Raw genomic sequence first — 21,953 nt, 5'->3', positions numbered from 1 at the left:
CGTGCCACCGCGGGCGCCCCCTCTTCCCGCCGCCGGGACGAGCAACCACAACGGTGGAGCCCGGCGGTGCCGAAAGAACAGCAACCGCCGGGCTCGTACGAATGCGGCTCAGCTCAGCGGCAAGCGATACCGCTTGCCGTCAAGGGGCTCGACCAGGCCGTCGGCCACCAGCCCGTCCAGCGCCCTCGCGCGCTGGACGGGCTCGTGCCAGACGCGATCGAGATCGGACTGGGGAACCGGCTCCTTGGCGGCGCGCAGTACGGCCAGCAGCCGTCCGCGTACCTGCCGATCGGTGCCCGCGTACGCCTGGGTGCGCCGCGCGGGCCCCTGGTGTTCGGGCGCGCCCGCGAGCTGCCAGGCGCACTGCGCGGCGATCGGGCACCGTCCGCACTGCGGACTGCGGGCGGTGCACACCAGCGCGCCCAGCTCCATCGTCGCCGCTGCCCAGCGCGAGGCGGTCTGGTCGTCCTCCGGCAACAGCGCGCGGGCGAGCTTCCGTTCGGCTGCGGTGGTGGCGTTGGGCGGGTACTGCTGTCCGCTGACGGCACGCGCGAAGACCCGCCGCACGTTGGTGTCGAGCACCGCGTGCCGCTTGCCGTACGCGAACGACACCACCGCGGCGGCCGTGTATTCGCCGACGCCCGGCAGCGCCAGCAACTGGGCATGCTCGATGGGTACCTCGCCGCCGTGCCGTTCCGCTATGGCCTTGGCGGCTCCGTGCAGCCGCAGCGCGCGGCGGGGATAGCCGAGCCGGCCCCAGGCGCGGACGGCTTCGCCGGGCGCTTCGGCGGCCAGGTCGGCGGGGCGCGGCCAGCGCTTCATCCACTCCTCGTACACCAGCAGAACGCGGTTGACGGGGGTCTGCTGGAGCATGAACTCGCTGACCATGACGCCCCACGCGCCCGCCTCCGGGCGGCGCCAGGGGAGGTCGCGGGCGTGTGTGGCGAACCAGTCGACGACGGGAGCATGGAGGGCGCGCGCCGTCTCGCGCAGAGCGGGGTCGACGGCTTCGGTTTCCGCGGCGCGCGCATGGGGGGCGCCGGCCGAAGCGGCTTGGGGAGTCTCGGTGGTCGCAGTCATGGCACGACCGATCCTGGCACGGCGCTCCTCATCCGAAAAACGCACACGCGGTACGAAAGCCTGTCCGCCACTTCCGTCACGCATCCGTGACGTATCCGGCGCGATGCCGCAGAGGGCTCGGACAGTGCATAAGGCGCTTACAGCGGTTAATCCCAAGAATTGCCGAAGTCGCCAGCAAAGCGGCATGGATCGTTGTGAATCACTCCCGCACCGCTCATGCTTTGCCGCTCATCACAACAATTGGTGCTCTGAGCGGTGGGTACGGTCCTGTGGTGTGGCTGATGTCTCGTAAGGTTTCCGCGTGGGATCTCTGCGCAATCCGATCGGGCCGCTTCCCTCCTCCATCTACTGGCGCCGGAGGGCAGTTGCCCTTGCTGTCCTCGCGCTGCTGGTCCTGATCGTCGTCTGGGCAGTGACCTCGTTCGGCGGTGACGACGGCGCCCGGAACCAGGGCAAGAACGGCGACAAGGGCAACGGGCCCGCCAGCACCATCACTCCCGGCCCCACCGAGTCCGGCCCGGCGATCAGCGAGCGCCCGGGCGGCCGTGACGAGGAGAACGGCGGCTCCGACGGGTCGGGTGGCTCCGGCGGTTCCGGAGGCTCCCGGGAGGACCAGTCCTCGACGGGCGGCTCCGGCTGGGATCCCGGAAGCAGCTCGGGCGCGGACAACGGCGGTGCGGGCTCTGCGGGTTCGGGCTCGGGCGGCACCGGCGGTTCCGGCGGTTCCGGCGGTTCCGGAGGTTCCGGCGGTTCCGGCGGCGGGGGAGCGGCGGGCGTTCCGGCCCCGCCGAGCCTGGCGGGCTGCCGGCCGGGCGAGGTGAAGGTGGCGCTGCGCAGCGTCAAGAAGGAGTACGGGCCGGGCGAGCGGCCGCAGTTCGAGCTGAAGGTCACCAACGAGCGGGGCACCGACTGCCGGATCGACCTCGGCCGCACCGCGACCATCGTGACGATCAACAACCCGGACGACGCCAAGTTCTGGGCCTCCGACGACTGCCCGCCCACCAAGAAGCCGCTGCCGCGCCTGGTGCCGGGCAACGGCAGCTCGACGCACACCCTCACCTGGTTCCGCAAGGCCAGCGCGGCCAACTGCGGCACGCCCACCTTCGAGGCGCCCAAGCCGGGCACCTACGAGGTCGAGGTGAAGGTCAAGGGCCTCAAGACGGTCAGTACGTCCTTCAAACTGGTGAAGTAGCAGCCGGGGAAGCCTCAGCAGAAGCCCGCCACCGCCGCAGCCGGAAAGCAGCTGCCGGAAAGGCAGCAGCCGTCACACGTACCGTTCGAGGATCGAGGACTCGGCGAGCCGGGAGAGGCCCTCGCGGACCGAGCGGGCGCGGGCCTCGCCGACGCCGTCCACCGCCTGGAGGTCGTCCACGCTCGCCGCGAGCAGCTTCTGCAGTCCGCCGAAGTGGTCCACCAGCCGGTCGATGACCGTGCCCGGCAGCCGAGGCACCTTGGCCAGCAGCCGGAAGCCGCGCGGCGAGACGGCCGAGTCGAGGGTTTCCGGGGCGCCGCTGTAGCCCAGCGCCCGCGCCACGGTGGCCAGTTCGAGCAGCTCGGTATGGGTGAGCCGGTCCAGGTCGTTGAGCGCGTCGGGTACGGCACGGACCCGACGGCCCGCGCCCACCGACTGCGGCGCGTAGTCGCGGACGACAAGCTCGCGCTCCGGCTCCACGCCCGCGATCAGCTCGTCCAGCTGGAGGGAGAGCAGCCGTCCGTCGGTGCCCAGCTCCACCACGTACTGCTCGATCTCCGTGGCGATCCGGCGCACCATCTCCAGGCGCTGCGCCACGGCCGTCACGTCCCGCACCGTGACCAGGTCCTCGATCTCCAGAGCGGAGAGCGTGCCGGCGACCTCGTCCAGGCGCAGCTTGTAGCGCTCCAGGGTGGCCAGGGCCTGGTTGGCGCGGGACAGGATCGCCGCCGAGTCCTCCAGCACGCGCCGCTGCCCGTCGACGTAGAGGGCGATCAGGCGCATGGACTGGCTGACGGAGACCACCGGGTAGCCCGTCTGGATCGAGACGCGCTGCGCGGTCCGGTGCCGGGTTCCGGTCTCCTCCGTCTCGATGGAGGCGTCGGGGACCAGCTGCACACCCGCCCGGACGATCTTGGAGATGTCCTTGTCGAGGATGAGCGCGCCGTCCAGCTTGCACAGCTCGCGCAGCCGGGTCGCGCTGAAGTCCACGTCGAGTACGAAGCCGCCCGTGCACAGCTGCTCGACGTTCTTGTCCATGCCGAGGACGATGAGCCCGCCGGTGTTGCCGCGCAGGACGCGCTCCAGCCCGTCGCGCAGCGCCGTTCCGGGCGCGACCGCGCTCAGCGAGGCGCGCATCAGGCCGGCCGCCCCCTCGGCTCTGCCGGGGACCGCTGCCCGGTCGTTGGCTGCCACTGCACTCCTTCGGTCGTGCGGGTGCCTGTCGGCATTTCCTCGACCACCGGATCCACCGCACCTCTGCGAAGACGCCGTGCCGGTCCCCCCTCGCGGTGCCGCGCACAGCCCCCGTGATGCTCGTGGTCGGTCGAGACCGGGGCAAAGTCTACCGGCGCGCCGGGCCGGGCCCTCGCCGCGTACGGTCCACACCTCGTCGCCGGGCCTGTACGCAGGCAGTATGCGGCCCGTACTGCGCTCTCCCGGTCGCCTCAGCCCATGGGTGCCGTGTCTGCCGTGGGGGCGGCGGTCGCGGTGCGGGCCGGGCGGGCCGGTAGGACGCGCAGGGCCTCGCCGATGTCGGCGACCTCCAGCACCCGCATGCCGTCGGGGATGCGGCCCGGGTCGGCCGGCACCAGCGCATGGGTGAAGCCCAGCCGTGCGGCCTCCGAGAGGCGGCGCTGGACCCCCGTCACCCGCCGGACCTCGCCGGCCAGGCCGACCTCGCCGATCGCCACCAGGTTCTTCGGCAGCGGGGTGTCGCTGGCGGCGCTGGCCAGCGCGAGCGCCACGGCGAGGTCGGCCGCGGGTTCGGACAGCCGCACACCGCCGACCGTCGCGCTGTAGATGTCCCGCTTGCCCAGGGCGCTGATCCGGCCGCGCTGCTCCAGCACCGCCAGCATCATCGAGACCCGCGAGTTCTCCAGCCCGGAGGTGGTCCTGCGGGGGGAGGGGATCTGGCTGTCGACGGTGAGCGCCTGCACCTCGGCGACCAGCGGGCGCCGCCCTTCCAGCGTCACCGTCAGACAGGTGCCGGGTACCGGCTCGGCGCGGCGGGTCAGAAAGAGCCCGGAGGGATCGGCCAGACCCGTGATGCCCTCGTCGTGCAGCTCGAAGCAGCCCACCTCGTCCGTCGTCCCGTACCGGTTCTTCACGCCGCGCACCAGACGCAGCCGCGCGTGCCGGTCGCCCTCGAAGTGCAGCACCACGTCCACCAGGTGCTCCAGCAGCCGCGGTCCGGCGATGGCGCCGTCCTTGGTGACGTGGCCGACCAGCAGCGTGGACATGCCGCGCTCCTTGGAGGCCCGGATCAGTGCGCCCGCCACCTCCCGCACCTGCGCGACACCGCCCGGCGCCCCGTCGATCTCCGGCGAGGCCACCGTCTGCACCGAGTCCAGCACCAGAAGTGAGGGCTTGACCTCGTCCAGGTGTCCCAGCACGGCCGACAGGTCGGTCTCGGCGGTCAGATACAGGTGGTCGTCGATCGCGCCGATGCGGTCGGCCCGCAGCCGCACCTGGCCTGCGGACTCCTCCCCGGTGACGTACAGCGTGCGGTGGTCGTCGGACGCCGCCTTGGCCGCGACGTCCAGCAGCAGCGTCGACTTGCCGACGCCCGGCTCGCCGGCCAGCAGCACCACCGCTCCGGGTACCAGGCCGCCGCCGAGCACCCGGTCCAGCTCGGGCACGCCGGTGGCGCGGGCCGTGGCCTGCCTGCCGTCGACCTGCCCGATGGGCAGTGCCGCGACGGACACCCGGCCGGGCGCCGTGGTCCGTACGGCCGGAGCGCCGCCCGTCTCCTCGACGGTGCCCCAGGCGTGGCACTCGGGGCACCGCCCGAGCCACTTGGCGGTCTGCCAGCCGCATTCGGTGCAGCGGTAGGTGGGACGGTCCTTGGCGGACGACTTACGGGCAGCCATGACGTCACCGTATAGGCGGCCACTGACAGCCCGCGGCCGGCCGGGGACTCGGAGGCCGCGGCGAGCAACCACCGACCACAGGGGCCGGCGGAAAGTCGACGGGCTCAGCAGATAGTTCGGCGGCCCACGGGTCCGCGCGCGCGGTCGGCCGGGTGCGATGTGTGCGCCCTTTGTGCGCCCCTCTGTGAACTTGCTGTCGCCAAACCCACCGCACGTGTCCTGTTTTGCCGACGCACGTCACCCGAAGGTAGTAATCCCGCGGCGGCGCCCCAGCAAAGCGCCATCATCCGCCTACCGTCGCCGGGGTGATGACGAGCAGGCGCGAGCACCCGAGGAACGCCACCGGCGCACCCCCAGCGCACCGGGCGAGCAGGACGACGCACCACCGGTCCGCGAGCCACTCCGCGAACACGGACGTGCGGTGCGACGACGCGTACCTGGACGGCCTGTTCACCTACTGCCTTTCCGTAATGTGCGAGCACGAAGCCGCCCTCGCCGCGCTCGGTGAGACACTTACCCTCGCTGACCGCCAACGTGCGCGCGGCCGGGCCCCCGAAAACGAGCGCGACCACCGCCCCTGGCTCTACGCACTGGCACGGTGGGTGTGTTCCCGCCGGCTTGCCGACCAGAAGGCCGCCCTGGCCGCCGCCGGACCGGCAGTCACGGAACGGGTGTCCGTCCCCGCGTCGCCCGCAGCGTCGGGGGCCGAGCAGCTGAGCGCCGAGGCCCGCGCCCGGCGCCGTCGCGAACTCGCCGCGCTGGCCTGGCCGGAGGCCGCCGGAATCTCGCCCGAACAGCGCGAGGCCCTCGAACTCTCCGTCCGTCACAGGCTGTCTCCCGCCCAGATCGCCGCCGTGCTCTCACTCTCGACCGCCGCGGCCGAGGATCTGCTGCTGAACGCCTCCTGCGAAGTCGAGCGCACCAGGGCGGCGTTGCATGTCATCGAGTCCGGCGGCTGCGCCGCCGTCGCCCGGCTCGCGGGTGAGGAACAGCTGCTGCTGGGCACCGCGCTGCGCCGCGAACTGGTGCGGCACGTGGACGAGTGCCCGCAGTGCCGACGTGCCGCCGAGCGCGCCATGGCCGGGGTCTCCTGGCCCGGCACCGCGCCCGCTTCCGCCACGCTCGCCGTCGTCCCCGCCCCGCGCCCCGCTGTCGAGGCGGCCGTCGTCCTGGCGCGCCGGGCGAGAGCCCAGCGGGTGCCCCGCTTCGACCGCGCGGGTTTCCCGGTGTGTGCGAACGAGCGCGTGGCGCGCCGGGACCGGCTGCGCGGGCGGGCGCTGACCTCGACGGTCATCGCCGCGGTGCTGGCGGCGCCGGTGGTCGCCCTGTGGGCCGCGTACCGCGGGTCTCCCGTCACGGGCGAGCCTCAGGCGGACCGTTCCGTCACCGCGTCGGACGCGCCGGACGGCGCCGCGGGCGGCCCCGGCGGCGGGGGGCTGCCCCCAGGGTTCGACAGCCGGCGCACCCTCCCGGGCGAGGGCGAGGGCGTGGACAACAGTCAGAAAGCGGGCAGGACCGGGAGCCGGGCCCGGGAGGCGGACGGCGGCGGAAGGACGGAGCCGTCCCGCACCGGCGCCCTGAAGTCGCCCGCTCAGCGGCGCGGCCACGCGGCCCCGCCCTCGGCGGACCGCCCCTCGGCGCCGGCGCCCGTACCGGATCCGTCGGCGTCGGCCTCGCACCCGCCGTCACCGGCCCCGAGCGGGCCGCCGACCCCCACCGGATCCCCGGCGCCTTCCGACACCTCGACCCCGAGCCGGCCCCCGGACCCGAGCGATTCCCGTCCTAGCGGTACGGGTTGATCGACACGGGAAGCGGCGGAGGCCCGGCCCGGCCGGTTACTGCTTACGGCATGGCCGGCTGTTCGCCGTCCTGCGCAGCGGTATCGGCGGCAGCGGCGATATCGGCGTCGTCGGATGCGGCAACAGCATCGGCAGCCGCGCGGGCCGTGGCCGGGTGTTCGGCCACCAGCGGGAGTTCGCTCGCCAGGCGCTGGGCGCACAGCTCGGCCAGCTGGTCGTAGGCGGGCTTGCCCATGAGTTCGGTCAGCTCGGCGCGGTACGACTCGTAGACCGGCTGCCCGGCGCCGTGCGCGGAGGGCGCCGCGGTGCACCACCAGTGCAGGTCGTGCCCTCCCGCGCCCCAGCCCCGCCGGTCGTACTCGCCGATGGTGACGTAGAGCACCTCTTCGCCGTCCGGCAGCTCCACCCACTCGTAGCTCCGCCGGATCGGCAGCTGCCAGCACACGTCGGGCTTGGTCTCCAGCGGCTCGCGGCCCTCGCGCAGGGCCAGGGCGTGCAGCGCGCATCCGCCGCCGCCCTCGAACCCGGGGCGGTTGTTGAAGATGCAGGCGCCGCTCCAGCGCCGCGTCTGCCGCTCGCCCTCGTCGCTGACCTCGGTCCAGCCCAGCGCGCCGGTGCCGATGTCGTGGAACTGCCAGGTCTCGGGGGTCAGCCGGGCCACGTGCTCGGCGACCCGCTGCTCGTCGTCCTCGTCGGCGAAGTGGGCGCCCAGCGTGCAGCAGCCGTCGGTGGGGCGGCCGGGCGTGATGCCCTGGCAGCCGTTGCCGAACAGACAGTTCCAGCGGGACGTCAGCCAGGTCAGGTCGCAGCGGAAGACCTGCTCGTCGTCGGCCGGGTCCGGGAACTCCACCCAGGCGCGGGCGAAGTCGAGACCGACCTCCTCGTCGCGCGCCCGCGGTGCGGGGAGCACCTGGTGCACACCGTCCTGCTTCTTGTGCTTCGCCGCTTTCGTCTTACCCACGCACCCCAGCGTACGGGCCACACATGGCGGCACCCGGACGCCGCACCCTGCGGGGTCGCCGCGGGCCCGCCTGCCAGGATGCCCAGGGGCGCCGGACTGCCGGGCCGGGCAAACATCCCGTAACGTCGGCGGGGAGGTTCCCGGTGGCTGGGAGGTACCTCCAGCGGCGGCCGGGGGAGGAGGCTAGCGTTGCTGGGTATGAGACTCGGTGTCCTCGATGTGGGCTCTAACACGGTCCACCTGCTCGTGGTGGACGCGCACCCCGGTGCCCGGCCCCTGCCCGCGTACTCCCACAAGACGACGCTACGGCTCGCCGAACTCCTGGAGGCGGACGGGTCGATCAGCGAGGAGGGCATCGACCGGATCTGCGCCACCCTCAGCGAGGCGATGGAGATCTCCGAGGAGAAGGGGGTCGAGGCGCTGCTGCCCTTCGCGACCTCCGCCGTGCGCGAGGCCGCCAACGCGGAGCACGTGCTGGACCGCATCGCCGCGGAGACCGGCGTCAAGCTGGAGGTGCTCTCCGGCGCGGACGAGGCGCGGCTGACGTTCCTCGCGGTACGCCGCTGGTTCGGCTGGTCGGCGGGGCGGCTGCTGGTGCTGGACATCGGTGGCGGCTCGCTGGAGATCGCCTATGGGCTGGACGAGGACCCCGACGCCGCGGTGTCGCTGCCGCTGGGCGCCGGGCGGCTCACCTCGGGCCGGCTGCCGGGCGACCCGCCCGACCCGGCGGATGTCCGCGCCCTGCGGCGGCATGTGCGGGCGGAGATCGCCCGTATCGTCGGCGAGTTCAACCGGTTCAGCAAGCCGGACCACGTGGTGGCGACCTCCAAGACGTTCAAGCAGCTCGCCCGGATCGCTGGGGCGCCCCGCAGCGCGGAGGGCCTCTACGCCCGCCGCGTGCTGAGCCGGGCCTCCCTGGAGGAGTGGGTGCCGAAGCTCGCGGTGATGCCCGCCAGCGAGCGTGCCGCGCTCCCCGGCGTCTCCGAGGGCCGCGCCCACCAGCTGCTGGCGGGCGCCCTCGTCGCGGAGGCAGCGCTGGACCTCTTCGCCGTCACGGAGGCCGAAATCTGCCCCTGGGCCCTGCGGGAGGGCATCATCCTCCGCCGCCTGGACCGCCTGCGCGCCCTGTGAGCCCGCCGCCGCCACCCAGTGCCCCCTCTCGCCGGGCGCAAGCTGTCCCGCCCGCCCGGGAGGGAGCTCTCTCAGAGGGGGCCAACACCTCGCGGGCAGCGAACCGCGCTTAGGGTGGCTGAGTGGGCATCGAAAGCGTGCGGGTCCCCCAGGCGAAGGTCGCGCTGTCGACGGCCTCCGTGTACCCGGAGTCGACGGCCGCGGCCTTCGAGATCGCCGCGCGCCTCGGTTACGACGGCGTCGAGGTCATGGTCTGGACGGACCCGGTCAGCCAGGACGTGGATGCGCTGCGCCGGCTGTCCGACTTCCACGGGGTACCGATCCTGGCCGTACACGCTCCGTGTCTGCTCATCACGCAGCGCGTATGGTCGACGGACCCGTGGGCGAAGCTGGTTCGGGCCAGGACGGCCGCGGAGACGCTCGGCGCGACCACCGTCGTCGTACATCCGCCGTTCCGCTGGCAGCGCTCGTACGCGCGCGAGTTCGAGCGCGGCATATGGCGGATGGCGAACGAGACCGACGTACGGTTCGCCGTCGAGAACATGTACCCCTGGCGCTACCGGGACCGCGAGATGCTGGCTTACGCCCCTGACTGGGATCCCACCCAGAACGACTACCGGCACTTCACGATCGACCTGTCGCACACGGCGACGGCCCGTAACGACACCCTCGCCATGGTCGACCGGATGGGCGACCGCCTCGGTCACGTCCACATGGCGGACGGCAACGGCTCCGCCAAGGACGAGCACCTGGTCCCGGGGCGCGGCTCACAGCCGTGTGCCGAGGTACTGGAGCGGCTGGCCGCACTCGGGTTCGACGGGCACGTCGTCGTCGAGGTGAACACGCGGCGTGCCATGTCGGCCGCCGAGCGCGAGGAGGACCTGGCCGAGGCCCTCGCCTACACCCGGCTGCACCTGGCCGCTCCCGGCGGCGAGCCCGGCAACGGCCGGAGCGGCGGCCGGGGTGGCGGTCACAGCAACGGCCGGGGCAATCGAGGCAGAGGCCGGGGCGAAGGCACCGCCACCGGCCACCCCGCCGGCCGGGGGAACGCATGACCGGTACCCCCTCCCAGGAGCCGGGCCCCGCGCCCCGCAAGCGCGGGCGTCCCGCGCGGCGTACCGCCGAGGCGGGCCCGGGAGCGCGCGAGCGGATCCTGGCCTCGGCCCGGGGCGAGTTCGCCGAGCACGGCTACGACAAGGTCTCCGTACGCGCCATCGCGCGCGGCGCGGGCGTGGACGCGGCGCTGGTCCACCACTACTTCGGCACCAAGGAGCAGGTGTTCGCCGCCGCGGTGGAGGGCGCCATGGCGCCGGTGATCTCCGTCCCCGACCTGCTCGAAGCCGCCTCACCGGACGCGCTGGGAGAGACCATCACCCGCGCGTTCCTGCGGGTCTGGGAGAACCCGGCCACCCGAGAGCCGGTGCTGGCGATCGTGCGCTCGGCGGTCAACAACGAGCGGGCGGCGGCCGTCTTCCGCGGGCTGCTGACCCGCAATCTGCTCACCAGGACCGCGGCGGTGCTCAAGGAGCCCGACGCCGAGCTGCGGGTCAGCCTGGCGGCGGCCCAGTTGGTGGGCGCCGCTCTGCTGCGGCACGTCATCCGGCTGGAGCCGCTGGCCTCGGAGCCGCTGGAGAGCGCCGTCGCCCGGCTGGCTCCCGTCGTCCAGCACCACTTCACGGGGCCGCCGGGAGCGCAAGACGGCACCGTCCATCATCCGGACCCGCTGTCCGGATCCTGAGCCCGAGGCGTACCCTCGGTTCTTCTACGTACCGCAGCGGCCCCCGGGCCCACCGCCATGGCGGCCGCCCGCACCAAGGGAGAGGCAGCCATGCCCGAGCTGAGGTCCCGCACCGTCACCCACGGACGCAACATGGCAGGGGCGCGCGCCCTTATGCAGGCGTCCGGCGTAGCGCGTGAGGACTTCGGCAAGCCGGTCGTCGCGGTGGCCAACAGCTTCACCGAGTTCGTGCCGGGCCACACCCACCTCCAGCCCGTCGGCCGCATCGTCAGCGAGGCGGTCAAGGCGGCGGGCGGCATCCCGCGCGAGTTCAACTCGATCGCGGTGGACGACGGCATCGCCATGGGCCACGGCGGCATGCTCTACTCGCTGCCCTCCCGGGACCTGATCGCCGACTCGGTCGAGTACATGGTCGAGGCGCACTGCGCGGACGCGCTGATCTGCATCTCCAACTGCGACAAGATCACGCCCGGGATGCTGATGGCCGCGCTGCGGCTCAACATCCCCACCGTCTTCGTCTCCGGCGGCCCCATGGAGGCCGGCCGTACGACGCTGGTGAACGGCACCGTCCGCAAGCTGGACCTGGTCGACGCGATGTCCGAGGCCGCCAACGACAAGGTCTCCGACGAGGACATCCTCCGCATCGAGCAGAACGCCTGCCCGACCTGCGGTTCCTGTTCCGGCATGTTCACCGCGAACTCCATGAACTGCCTCACCGAGGCCCTCGGCCTGGCCCTGCCCGGCAACGGCTCCGTGCTGGCCACCCACACCGCGCGCAAGGAGCTGTACGAGACGGCGGGCCGTACGGTCGTCGAGATCACCAAGCGCTACTACGACCAGGACGACGCCACCGTCCTGCCGCGCAATGTCGGCTCCCGCGCCGCCTTCGAGAACGCCATGGCCCTCGACATCGCCATGGGCGGCTCCACCAACACGATCCTGCACCTGCTGGCCGCTGCCCAGGAGGCCGAGCTGGACTTCACGATGCACGACATCGACCAGCTCTCCCGCAAGCTGCCCTGCCTGGCCAAGGTCGCCCCGAACGTGGCACCCGGCGGTACGTACTACATGGAGGACGTGCACCGCGCGGGCGGTATCCCCGCCATCCTGGGCGAGCTCTACCGCGCCGGACTGCTCAACGAGGACGTGCACACCGTGCACGCCGACTCGCTGGACGAGTGGCTCAAGACCTGGGACATCCGTGGCGGTTCCCCCTCGCCGCAGGCCGTGGAGCTCTTCCACGCCGCGCCCGGCTGCGTCCGCTCCGCCGAGGCGTTCTCGCAGTCCGAGCGGTGGGAGACGCTGGATGTCGATGCGGCGGGCGGCTGCATCCGGGACATCGAGCACGCCTACTCGGCCGAGGGCGGGCTGGCGGTGCTGTACGGCAACCTGGCCGAGAACGGCTGCGTGGTGAAGACCGCCGGCGTCGACGAGTCGATCCTGACCTTCACCGGGCCCGCCGTGGTGTGCGAGTCCCAGGAGGACGCCGTCCAGAAGATCCTCGACAAGACGGTCAAGGAGGGCGACGTCGTCGTCATCCGCTACGAGGGCCCCAAGGGCGGCCCCGGTATGCAGGAGATGCTCTACCCCACCTCGTTCCTCAAGGGCCGTGGCCTGGGCAAGACCTGCGCGCTGATCACCGACGGCCGGTTCTCCGGCGGTACGTCGGGGCTGTCCATCGGCCACGTCTCGCCGGAGGCGGCCGGAGGCGGCACGATCGCGCTGGTGGAGGACGGCGACACCGTCGTCATCGACATCCCCAACCGGCAGCTGCGGCTCGACGTGCCCGACGAGACGCTCGCCGCCCGCCGCGAGGCACTGGGCGGCAACTACGCGCCCGCATCCCGCGAGCGCAAGGTCTCCACCGCGCTGCGCGCCTACGCGGCCATGGCCACCAGCGCCGACCGAGGCGCCGTGCGGGACGTGACCTTGCTGGAGCGCTGAGCGCCCCGAAGGGGCGCGGGGAACTGCGCGACAAGCCACCACGAGCCTCACGCCCGCAGATGGCAGCCGGGGCCAGACGCTGCCGGGACATCACACCGTCATAATCGAAACGTGCCCCAGCAACCGAAGACCCCCGACGAACCGGCCCCCGAGCCGCTCCGCTTCTACGGCACCACCTGGGTCGACCACGCAGGGGGCTACGCGCTGCGCCGCTTCGCCCTTGGCATCGGCGCGGTGCTGGCCGCGGTCGCGGGGGCCTTCGTGCTGCGGTTCGCGTACCAGGGCGTCGTACTGGCCGACATCGGGAGCTGGGCGAGCGTGCTGCTCGTCGTCGCGTTCGCGGTGTGCAGCGCGCTGGCGTTCTCGCGCACCCTCACCCACTACGGCCGCCGCCCCGACGAGCGCGAGGCGGCGGCCGAGTCGTCGATGCACAGCATCCGGATCATCGGCTTCATCGGCGTGCTGCTCGCCTACGCGCTGCGCACCTGCGTCGAGGCGCCCGGCGAGAAGCTGCACCGCGCCGAGTACGAGGCCGCGCTTGCCCGCCACGAGCGGCAGCGCACTGCCCGCACCGGCAACCCCGCGGCGCGCAGGCGGAAGGGCAAACGCTGACCCCTCGCCCCTCAACACCCCCTCAGGGAGTGCCCCTCGGGGCCCTCCCGTAGTGCTCTCAGGGGGAACCCTGAACTGTCCCGGAGGAGGGGCTTCCCCGCTCGACACCTCGCTCCGTCACGTGTCAGATTCTTCTTACACCCAAGAGAGAGGGGTCGCGGTGAGCGCGATCGAGACCCCGACCGGAGACGAACTGCTGAAGGTCCTGACGGCGCTCGGCAACCCGCACCGGATGCGGATCGTCGCGGCGTTGGCCCAGGGCCGCAACTACGTCAGCAGGCTCGCCCGCGAGATCGGCATGAGTCGCCCCCTGCTGCATATGCACCTCCAGCGGCTGGAGGCGGCCGGCATCGTCGTCGGGTCGCTGGAGCTGTCGGACAGCGGCAAGGCGATGAAGTTCTTCGAGGTGGCCCCGTTCGCCTACGCGCTGACCCCGCAGGTGGTCGCGGAGGCGGCAGGGAGCCTCACCGATCAGGTCCAGGACGAGAAAGCCCAAGGCGAGCCGGAAGCGACCGGGGACGGGCGCGAAGCGCCCCCGGATCCGCAGGCCCAGGACGAGAAAGAGAGAGCGCAGTGAACGAGCAGCTGACGACTGCGGCAGGGGCCGACGCGGCCGGCGTCTGGGCGGCGGCGCTGGGCTCCGGAGGGATCTTCGTCCTGCTGATCGTCATCGTCTGGCAGATCGCCGCCACCTGGCGGGCCCGCATGCTGGCAGCGCGCGAGCAGCAGTACAAGGCCCTGGCCCAGAAGTACGCAGAGCTCCTGGAGGACAACGTCGAACTGCACCGGCGCAGCCTGGACGAGCTGACACAGGCGCGGCAGTCGATCGCCTCGATGGAGAAGATGATGCGCGAGATCGAGTAGACCTCGCAGACACCCACCGCGCTCGTACGGCCGGGAGCGGCAACTCCCGGCCGTACACGTGAGCGTGAGCATTTCGCGAACCCCTCGCGTCCCACACCCACACCATGGAGGTTACCCATGCCTGCCCCCAGCGCGCTGCGCCGCCTGGCCACGGCCCCCGGCGGCAAGCGCACCAAATGGCTGGTCCTCGCGGCCTGGCTGATCGTCGTCGTCGCTCTCGGGCCGCTGGCCGGAAAGCTCGGCGAGGTCGAGGACAGCAGCTCCAACGCCTTCCTGCCCGGCAACGCCGAGTCCGCGAAGGTCAATACGCAGCTGGAGAAGTTCCGCGGCGAGGACGAGATCATCCCGGCCGTCGCCGTCTACTCCCGCACCGACTCCGCCACCACCGAGGCCGACGCCGCCAAGGCACGCGCCGACCGCGCCGACTTCGCGCCGCTCGTCGCCAAGGGCGAGCAGATCAGCGGTCCGGTACGGGCCGAGGACGGTAAGGCGCTGATGCTGGTGGTGCCGCTGAGTACCGGCGGTGACGACATGACCGGCGACCTGGAGAAGATCCGTACGGTCGCGGCGGCCAACGCTCCGCCCGGGCTCGACGTCGAGGTCGGCGGCCCGGCCGGTTCGCTGATCGACAACATCAAGGTCTTCGACAACCTCGACTCCACGCTGATGCTGGCCACCGGCGCCGTCGTCACGCTGCTGCTGCTGATCACCTACCGCAGCCCGCTGCTGTGGCTCTTCCCCGTGCTGTCGGTCGGCTTCGCCTCGGTGCTCACCCAGGTCACCACCTACGTACTGGCCAGGTACGCCTCGCTGCCCGTCGATCCGCAGAGCGCGGGCATCCTCATGGTGCTGGTCTTCGGCGTCGGCACCGACTACGCCCTGCTGCTCATCGCCCGCTACCGCGAGGAGCTCCACCGTCACGAGGACCGGCACGAGGCGATGCGGCTCGCGCTGCGCCGCTCCGGGCCCGCGATCGTCGCCTCCGCCGGCACCATCGCCATCGGGCTGGCCTGCCTCGCCTTCGCCGACATCAACTCCTCGCGCTCGCTGGGGCTGGTCGGGGCCGTCGGCGTCGTGTGTGCCCTGCTCGCCATGATCACCGTGCTGCCCGCGCTGCTGGTGCTGGCGGGACGCTGGGTCTTCTGGCCGTTCGTCCCCCGGTACACGGAGACAGCAGCGGCTGCCGCCGCGGGCGAGCAGCGCACGGCCCGCACCGTCTGGTCCCGGGTCGGCTCCCTGATCGCCCGCCGTCCGCGCTGGTCGTGGCTGATGTCCATCGGCGTCACCGCGGTGCTGGCGCTGAGCGCGACCGGCATCACCATGGGGCTGACGAACGCGGAGATGTTCCAGGACAAGCCGGAGTCCGTTCTCGCCCAGGAGAAGCTCTCCGCGCACTTCCCCTCCGGCTCCTCCGACCCGGCCACCGTCGTCGTACGGACCGACGCGCGCGCCGCGACGGAGCGGGCGGCGGCGGGCGTCGCGGGAGTGGAGTCCGTACGGGCCGGCGACCGTACCGCCGACGGGTCCCTGACCTCCCTGTCCGTCACCCTGAAGAACGCTCCGGACAGCGATGCGGCCAAGCACACCATCGACGAGCTGCGCAGCGCTGTGCACAAGGTCGAGGGCGCCGAAGCCCTGGTGGGCGGTACGACGGCGGAGTCGCTGGACACCCGGCGCGCCGCGGAGAGCGATCTGAAGGTCGTCATCCCGATCGTGCTCGCTGTCGTCCTGCTCGTCCTGGTGGCGCTGTTGCGCTCGCTGATCGCGCCGCTGTTGCTGCTGGCGACGGTGGTGCTGTCCTACTTCGGCGCGCTGGGAGCCTCGCATCTGATCTTCGAGCACCTGCTGGACTTCGCCGCGATGGACAACTCCCTTCCGCTGATGGGCTTCGTCTTCCTGGTCGCGCTGGGCATCGACTACAACATCTTCCTGATGACCCGGGTCCGCGAAGAGGTCGCCCTGCAAGGCCACAGCAAGGGCGTGCTGGCCGGGCTCAGTTCCACGGGCGGCGTGATCACCTCGGCGGGCATCGTGCTGGCCGCCACCTTCGCGGTGATCGCCTCGATGCCGCTGGTGTCCATGGCGCAGCTCGGCGTACTGGTCGGCATCGGCGTCCTGCTGGACACCTTCCTGGTCCGCACCGTCCTGGTGCCCTCGCTGGCGCTGGACCTCGGCGCCCGGATCTGGTGGCCGAGCCGACTGGGCCGGGAGAGGACACAGGAGAGGCGGGCGGCCGACGAGGAGCGGCGGGAAGTGGAGTTGGAGAGGGTGTAACTCCCCTCCGCCGCAACGGCTATTACACGTACGAAGGCACCCGGCGGTGCCGGACCAACCTCAGCTTCTACACCGGTTGGTCCGGCACCTCCCCCAGCCTTCGGCCGGGAGGTACCCCCAGTTGTGCTGCGTGCTTGACGCCCCGGCGCAGCACCCACATAATTCATCGCATGATGAATAAGCCTCCTCCTACTCCCGCCGAAGCCCCCGCGGCGAGCGGACCCGCGACGTCCGGACCCGCCGTCCACGCCCGCGACCTCACCGTCGTCCGCGGCAGCCGCCGCGTCCTCGACGGGATCTCGTTCGATGTCGCCCCCGGCACCGTCACCGGACTCCTCGGTCCCTCCGGCAGCGGCAAATCCACCCTCATCCGGGCGATCGTCGGCACCCAGGCCAAGGTCACCGGCACCCTCGACGTACTCGGCAGGCCCGCGGGCACAGCACCGCTGCGCTCCCGCGTCGGCTACGTCACCCAGTCCCCGTCCGTCTACGGCGACCTGACGGCGCGGCAGAACCTCGACTACTACGCCGCGGTCCTCGGCATCCCCCGTGCCGACCGCGCCGCCGCCGTCACCCAGGCCCTCACCGACGTCGACCTCACCTCGCACGCCGACGACCTGGCCGGCAACCTCTCCGGCGGCCAGTCATCGCGCGTCTCCCTCGCCGTCGCCCTGCTGGGCGCCCCCGAACTGCTCGTACTCGACGAGCCCACCGTCGGCCTCGACCCCGTGCTCCGCCGCGACCTGTGGAACCTCTTCCACCGCCTCGCGGCGCGCGGCGCCACCCTGCTCATCTCCTCGCACGTGATGGACGAGGCAGACCGCTGCGAACACCTGCTCCTCGTCCGGGACGGCACCCTGCTGGCCGCCGACACCCCGCAGGCACTCCGCGAGACCACCGGCAGCGACACCGTCGAGGACGCCTTCCTCAAGCTGGTCGAGTCCGCCGCCGGCGGCACCGCCGCGCACGCACCCCTCCACCCCGCAGCCCACTCCCCGCGAGGCACCTCATGAACGCCGCCCGTACGCTCGCCACCGCACGCCGCGTCCTGCGACAACTCGCCCACGACCCCCGGACGATCGCGCTGCTGCTGCTCGTCCCGGTCCTGCTGCTCGTGCTGCTCTACTACGTCTTCGACGCGGACCGCCGCTCCTTCGACAGCATCGGCGCCTCGCTGCTGGGCATCTTCCCGCTGGTGACGATGTTCCTGGTCACCTCCATCGCCACCCTGCGCGAACGCACCTCCGGCACGCTGGAGCGGCTGCTGTCCATGCCTCTGGGCAAGGCCGATCTGATCCTCGGCTACGCGCTGGCGTTCGGCGCGCTCGCCGTCGTCCAGGCATCCCTCGCCACCGGCGTCGCCGTCTGGTTCCTGGACCTCAACATCGTCGGCTCGCCCTGGCTGCTGCTGCTCATCGCACTGCTCGACGCCCTGCTGGGCACGGCGCTCGGACTGTTCGTCTCCGCGTTCGCCGCTTCCGAGTTCCAGGTGGTGCAGTTCATGCCCGCGATGGTCTTCCCGCAGATCCTGCTGTGCGGCCTGTTCGCCCCCCGCGACAGCATGCAGCCGGCGCTGGAGGCGATCTCCGACGTGCTGCCCATGTCCTACGCCGTCGACGGCATGACGGAGGTCCTCAGGAACGCCGATGCCACCGGGGACTTCGTCCGCGACGCGGTCATCGTCGCGGGCAGCGCACTCCTCGTCCTGTCCCTCGGCGCCGCCACCCTCCGCCGCCGTACGGCCTGACGCGCTCCGGCCTGGTGCGAGGATGGAATCCCGCCCGCCGCGGGGGCGGGTCCAGTCCGACGAGGCACGAGGTGAAACACCCCATGACCACCCAGAAAGTCGCGGTTCTCGGCACCGGCAAGATCGGTGAGGCGCTGCTCTCCGGCATGCTCCGAGGCGGCTGGTCTCCCTCCCGCCTCCTGATCACAGCGCGCCGCCCGGAACGCGCGGCCGAACTGCGCGAGCGCTACGGGGTCGAGTCCGTCAGCAACGCGGAGGCCGCCAAGATCGCCGACACTCTCATCCTCACCCCCAAGCCCCAGGACATGGCGGCGCTGCTGGACGAGCTCGTCCCGCACGTTCCCGCGGTCCGTCTGGTGATCAGCGGCGCGGCCGGCATCACCACCCGCTATCTCGAACAGCGGCTCGCCGACGGCACCCCGGTCATCCGCGTCATGACCAACACCCCGGCCCTGGTCGACGAGGCGATGTCCGTCGTCTCCCCGGGCAGCCACGCGACCGAGGACCATCTGAAACTCGCCGACGAGATCTTCGGCGGCGTCGGCAAGACCCTCCGCCTCCCCGAGGGCCAGCAGGACGCCGCCACCGCACTCTCCGGCTCGGGCCCCGCCTACTTCTTCTTCCTGGTCGAGGCCATGACCGACGCGGGAATCCAGCTCGGTCTCCCGCGCGACAAGGCACACGAGCTGATCGTCCAGGCCGCCGTCGGCGCCGCCACCATGCTCCGCGACAGCGGCGAACACCCCGTCACCCTCCGCGAGAACGTCACCTCGCCCGGCGGTACGACGATCAACGCCATCCGCGAACTGGAGAACCACCGCGTCCGCGCCGCCTTCATCGACGCCATCGAGGCAGCCCGCGACCGCAGCCGCGAACTTGGCAGCTGACCGCACCACGCCGTCCGCGCCCCTTGTACCGGCGAGGGGGTGCCCCTGCCCGAGGCACGCGGGCTGCGGGCCCGTCGTGGCTGGTGGGGGCACCTCCCGGCCGGAGTCCCCCAGCCTCCGGCCGGGAGGCGCCCCCAGGGGGAGCAGTTCCCCGCGCCCCTTCGGGGCACTGCGAAGCTTGGGCAGTCTGCTCCCCCAATCTCTTCGAGCAGGGGTACCCCCAGTGCGCAGGGTGGGCAAGCGCAGCCCCCCATGCCGGGTAGGCAAGATCCGCGGGCCAGGCGCTAGCCTCCAGCGCGCGCCCGCAACCCCCGCACCCCCTCGTGCACCAGCGTGATCGTGAACGCGAGGGCCAGCCCCAGCGCCACCCCGTACAGCGGCGTCTCCTCGAACGCGGCCCCACCCACATACCCCAGGCAGGCCGAATAGACCGCCCAGCTCACCACCGCGACGGCGTCGAACCGCGTGAACGACCGACGCGGAAACCCCGTGGCACCGGTGGTGAGCGTGGCGGCCGTCCGCCCGCCGGGGATGTAGCGCGCCGCCACCAGCACCAGACCGCCCCGCTCCGCCAGCATCCGCCCCACCCGCTCATAGACCCGCCGCGCGCGGCCCCCCTCCCGCAGCCGCGCCTGCACCCGCGCCCCCGAACGCCGCCCGATCGCGTACGAGATGTGGTCCCCGGCGAAGGCACCGAGCGCCGCCACCACGATGACCGGCCCCAGCGCGGGATCCCCCTCCGCCGCCGCGAACACGCCCAGCGTGATCACCAACGTCTCGCTCGGCACCACCGGGAAGAACCCGTCCAGCATCGCGATCCCGAACAGCGCCACATACACCCACGGCGTACTGACGAACCCCTCGACCGCATGCACTATCGCGTCATTCATGCACCGGAACGTACGGAGCACACCAGGCGCCCAGCAGCGCACGATCGTCCCCGGCCACCCTGCACTTTCGACAGATGCCCCGCGCAGCCCCGCCGCGTACCGTGACCGGCGTGAACACCCCCGCCCGCGCCCACAGCCTCCGGGACCGGCTCCGCGAGGGCCTGCGCCGCCGACGGGTCCGCGAGGCGCTGGCCGACCTGGCCCTGTGGCTGTTCATGGCCTACCCCCTCCCCTCCCTCACCGAGGTCCCGCTCTGGCTCCGCCTGCTCGCGGCGCCCCTGCTCGCCGTCGCGGCGCCCTTGAGCCGCCGGGCCCCGCTGGCGGCCGCGACCGTCCCCGCCGCGCTCGGCCTCGCCGCCACACCCCAGCTGTTCACCAGCACCTTCAGCCCGGCCCTGGTCGCCCTCAGCTTCCTGCTGGGACGTCGTACCCAGGACGCACGCCCGTCGCTCGCCGCCGCGCTCGCCCTCTGCGCGGCGGGACTCGCGCTCGCCCTGACACTGCCGGGCGCCGACCTGTGGGACTGGTTCACCCTGGTCACGACGGTCCTCTTCGCCGCCGTCCTCCCCTGGCTGCTGGGCCGCTTCCGCCGCCAGCAGTACGAACTCCACAGCGCAGGCTGGGAACTGGCCGCGCGCATGGAGCGCGAACAGCAACTGGTGGCCGAACGCACCCGGCTGCGCGAACGGTCCCGCATCGCCGGGGACATGCACGACTCGCTCGGCCACGACCTCAGCCTCATCGCCGTACGCGCCGCCGCGCTCCAGGTTTCCCCAGGTGTGGACGACGACGCCCGTGCCTCCGCCGCCGAACTCCGTCAGGCCGCCGCCGACGCCACCGAACGCCTCCGCCAGATCATCGGCCTCCTCCGCCAGGACACGACCGACAGCGCACAGCTCCCCCCGGCCGAGACCGTCCCCGACCTGGTGGCCCGCACCGCCGCCTCCGGCGTCCGCATCACGCTGCGCCGGCACGGAACGCACGACACGGCGGAGGACGAGTTGCCCCCGCTGGTCGACCGAGCAGCCCACCGCGTCGTCCAGGAAGCCGTCACCAACGCGACGAAGCACGCCCCCGGCTCCACCATCACCGTCGAGCTGAGGCGAGAGAACGCCGCACTGGAGGTGACGGTCCGGAACGACACCGGAGCAAACGCCGCCCCGCCCACCGCGGGAGTCGGCTCAGGCACCGGACTGATCAGCCTCGACGAACGCGTCCGCCAGGCCGGCGGCTCCTTCCGGGCCCACCCCACCGAGCACGGCTTCGAGGTACAGGCCCAGCTCCCCCTCACCCCCTTTGGCGCGGACCCGCACCGGCCGACCGCCCCGGAGCCGCTCACCGGCCCCTCCCGCTCCAGCGAGGAACTGGCCCAGGCCCGGCAGCGCGTACGCCGAGGCATCGTCAACGCCCTCTGGATCCCGGCCGCCGCCACCGCAGTTCTGGCCGTGCTGATGTACGGCTTCCAGCTCTACACCTCCCACCAGTCCGTGCTGCCCCGGCACACCTACGCCGACCTCCGCATAGGCGACGCCGAAACCTCCGTGACTCCCCGCCTCCCCTCGTACGAGTTCGACGAGGAGTCACCCCCACCCGGCGCCCCACCGGACCCTTCCCACACGAAAGAGTGCCGCTTCTACCGCACCGCGACCTTCGACAACTCCCCGCTCTACCGCCTCTGCTTCACGGCCGGCCGCCTCTCCCACAAGGACCGCATCGTCACAGATCGGGACGACGGTTGACGGAGACGAGGCCCGCAGTTGACACACCGGCCATCGATCCGTAGGGTTCCTCGGGTTGTCAGCGGCCCGTCGTGGCTACTGGCGACCATTCCTGCCATTCCGGCGGAAACCTCTACTCAAGCACCATCTCCCTTCGCAGGGGTCTGTTCGGCATGCCGAATTGCTTTTGCGGGTCGGCTCAATTTGGAGCCGGGCGGGGAAAGGCTCTAAAGTAGCGGTCAGCCG

General features: G+C 72.2%; 19 protein-coding genes. 14 read left to right on the top strand and 5 right to left on the bottom strand.

The window, feature by feature from the left end; genetic code table 11:
* Positions 1-108: 108 nt before the first annotated feature.
* Positions 109-1,080 carry an A/G-specific adenine glycosylase gene (locus ACTWQF_RS22590; protein WP_443281446.1) on the bottom strand — a complete coding sequence of 324 codons (972 nt, stop codon included), beginning with the start codon at positions 1,078-1,080 and terminating at the stop codon, positions 109-111.
* Between the two features lie 301 nt (positions 1,081-1,381).
* Between ACTWQF_RS22590 and ACTWQF_RS22585 the strand changes: the two genes are divergently transcribed.
* On the top strand, positions 1,382-2,272 hold the full coding sequence (locus ACTWQF_RS22585) for a hypothetical protein (protein WP_443281445.1): 891 nt from the start codon (positions 1,382-1,384) through the stop codon (positions 2,270-2,272).
* Positions 2,273-2,344: 72 nt separating this feature from the next.
* On the opposite strand, the gene disA is transcribed toward ACTWQF_RS22585, so the two are convergent.
* Positions 2,345-3,466 carry a DNA integrity scanning diadenylate cyclase DisA gene (gene disA, locus ACTWQF_RS22580; protein WP_443281444.1) on the bottom strand — a complete coding sequence of 374 codons (1,122 nt, stop codon included), beginning with the start codon at positions 3,464-3,466 and terminating at the stop codon, positions 2,345-2,347.
* 251 nt (positions 3,467-3,717) lie between these two features.
* Positions 3,718-5,142, bottom strand: a complete 1,425-nt coding sequence (gene radA, locus ACTWQF_RS22575) for a DNA repair protein RadA (RefSeq protein ID WP_443281443.1) — start codon at positions 5,140-5,142, stop codon at positions 3,718-3,720.
* A 308-nt stretch (positions 5,143-5,450) separates the two neighbouring features.
* Between radA and ACTWQF_RS22570 the strand changes: the two genes are divergently transcribed.
* The gene (locus ACTWQF_RS22570) at positions 5,451-6,941 is read left to right on the top strand and encodes an RNA polymerase sigma factor (RefSeq protein ID WP_443281537.1); all 1,491 of its coding nucleotides are present in this window, start codon (positions 5,451-5,453) and stop codon (positions 6,939-6,941) included.
* Positions 6,942-6,984: 43 nt separating this feature from the next.
* Here the strand turns inward: ACTWQF_RS22570 and ACTWQF_RS22565 are convergent, their stop codons facing one another.
* Entirely contained in the window at positions 6,985-7,860 is an 876-nt protein-coding gene (locus ACTWQF_RS22565) for a hypothetical protein (RefSeq protein WP_443281536.1), read from the bottom strand.
* 240 nt (positions 7,861-8,100) lie between these two features.
* Between ACTWQF_RS22565 and ACTWQF_RS22560 the strand changes: the two genes are divergently transcribed.
* The 11 genes from ACTWQF_RS22560 (at position 8,101) to proC (ending at position 19,099) form a co-directional block, all read left to right on the top strand.
* A complete protein-coding gene (locus tag ACTWQF_RS22560; RefSeq protein WP_443281442.1) occupies positions 8,101-9,033 on the top strand; it encodes a Ppx/GppA phosphatase family protein in 933 nt (310 codons plus the stop codon).
* Between the two features lie 122 nt (positions 9,034-9,155).
* Positions 9,156-10,088, top strand: a complete 933-nt coding sequence (locus tag ACTWQF_RS22555; RefSeq protein ID WP_443281441.1) for a sugar phosphate isomerase/epimerase family protein — start codon at positions 9,156-9,158, stop codon at positions 10,086-10,088.
* Entirely contained in the window at positions 10,085-10,771 is a 687-nt protein-coding gene (locus ACTWQF_RS22550) for a TetR/AcrR family transcriptional regulator (RefSeq protein ID WP_443281440.1), read from the top strand. Before ACTWQF_RS22555 ends, ACTWQF_RS22550 begins: the two co-directional genes overlap by 4 nt.
* Before the next feature lie 90 nt (positions 10,772-10,861).
* Positions 10,862-12,715 (top strand): dihydroxy-acid dehydratase, encoded by a 1,854-nt coding sequence (gene ilvD, locus ACTWQF_RS22545; RefSeq protein WP_443281439.1) that lies wholly within the window; start codon positions 10,862-10,864, stop codon positions 12,713-12,715.
* A 111-nt stretch (positions 12,716-12,826) separates the two neighbouring features.
* Positions 12,827-13,327 carry a hypothetical protein gene (locus ACTWQF_RS22540; RefSeq protein WP_443281438.1) on the top strand — a complete coding sequence of 167 codons (501 nt, stop codon included), beginning with the start codon at positions 12,827-12,829 and terminating at the stop codon, positions 13,325-13,327.
* A gap of 232 nt (positions 13,328-13,559) precedes the next feature.
* A complete protein-coding gene (locus ACTWQF_RS22535; protein ID WP_443281535.1) occupies positions 13,560-13,904 on the top strand; it encodes an ArsR/SmtB family transcription factor in 345 nt (114 codons plus the stop codon).
* A complete protein-coding gene (locus ACTWQF_RS22530; RefSeq protein WP_443281437.1) occupies positions 13,901-14,191 on the top strand; it encodes a hypothetical protein in 291 nt (96 codons plus the stop codon). Before ACTWQF_RS22535 ends, ACTWQF_RS22530 begins: the two co-directional genes overlap by 4 nt.
* A 117-nt stretch (positions 14,192-14,308) precedes the next feature.
* Positions 14,309-16,465 (top strand): MMPL family transporter, encoded by a 2,157-nt coding sequence (locus tag ACTWQF_RS22525; protein ID WP_443281436.1) that lies wholly within the window; start codon positions 14,309-14,311, stop codon positions 16,463-16,465.
* A 170-nt stretch (positions 16,466-16,635) separates the two neighbouring features.
* Positions 16,636-17,478, top strand: a complete 843-nt coding sequence (locus ACTWQF_RS22520) for an ABC transporter ATP-binding protein (RefSeq protein ID WP_443281435.1) — start codon at positions 16,636-16,638, stop codon at positions 17,476-17,478.
* On the top strand, positions 17,475-18,212 hold the full coding sequence (locus ACTWQF_RS22515; RefSeq protein WP_443281434.1) for an ABC transporter permease: 738 nt from the start codon (positions 17,475-17,477) through the stop codon (positions 18,210-18,212). The genes ACTWQF_RS22520 and ACTWQF_RS22515 overlap by 4 nt, the downstream gene beginning before the upstream one ends.
* A gap of 83 nt (positions 18,213-18,295) precedes the next feature.
* On the top strand, positions 18,296-19,099 hold the full coding sequence (gene proC / locus ACTWQF_RS22510) for a pyrroline-5-carboxylate reductase (protein WP_443281433.1): 804 nt from the start codon (positions 18,296-18,298) through the stop codon (positions 19,097-19,099).
* Positions 19,100-19,383: 284 nt separating this feature from the next.
* On the opposite strand, the gene ACTWQF_RS22505 is transcribed toward proC, so the two are convergent.
* A complete protein-coding gene (locus ACTWQF_RS22505) occupies positions 19,384-19,989 on the bottom strand; it encodes a DedA family protein (RefSeq protein ID WP_443281432.1) in 606 nt (201 codons plus the stop codon).
* 110 nt (positions 19,990-20,099) lie between these two features.
* Here ACTWQF_RS22505 and ACTWQF_RS22500 point away from each other — a divergent pair, with 110 nt between their 5' ends.
* Positions 20,100-21,728 carry a sensor histidine kinase gene (locus ACTWQF_RS22500; protein WP_443281431.1) on the top strand — a complete coding sequence of 543 codons (1,629 nt, stop codon included), beginning with the start codon at positions 20,100-20,102 and terminating at the stop codon, positions 21,726-21,728.
* The last annotated feature ends 225 nt before the right edge of the window (positions 21,729-21,953 follow it).

Source organism: Streptomyces sp. 8N114, from assembly GCF_052245835.1.
Lineage (GTDB): Bacteria > Actinomycetota > Actinomycetes > Streptomycetales > Streptomycetaceae > Streptomyces.
The sequence above is the reverse complement of the archived record's forward strand: the minus strand, read 5'-3'. Positions and strand labels throughout refer to the sequence as shown.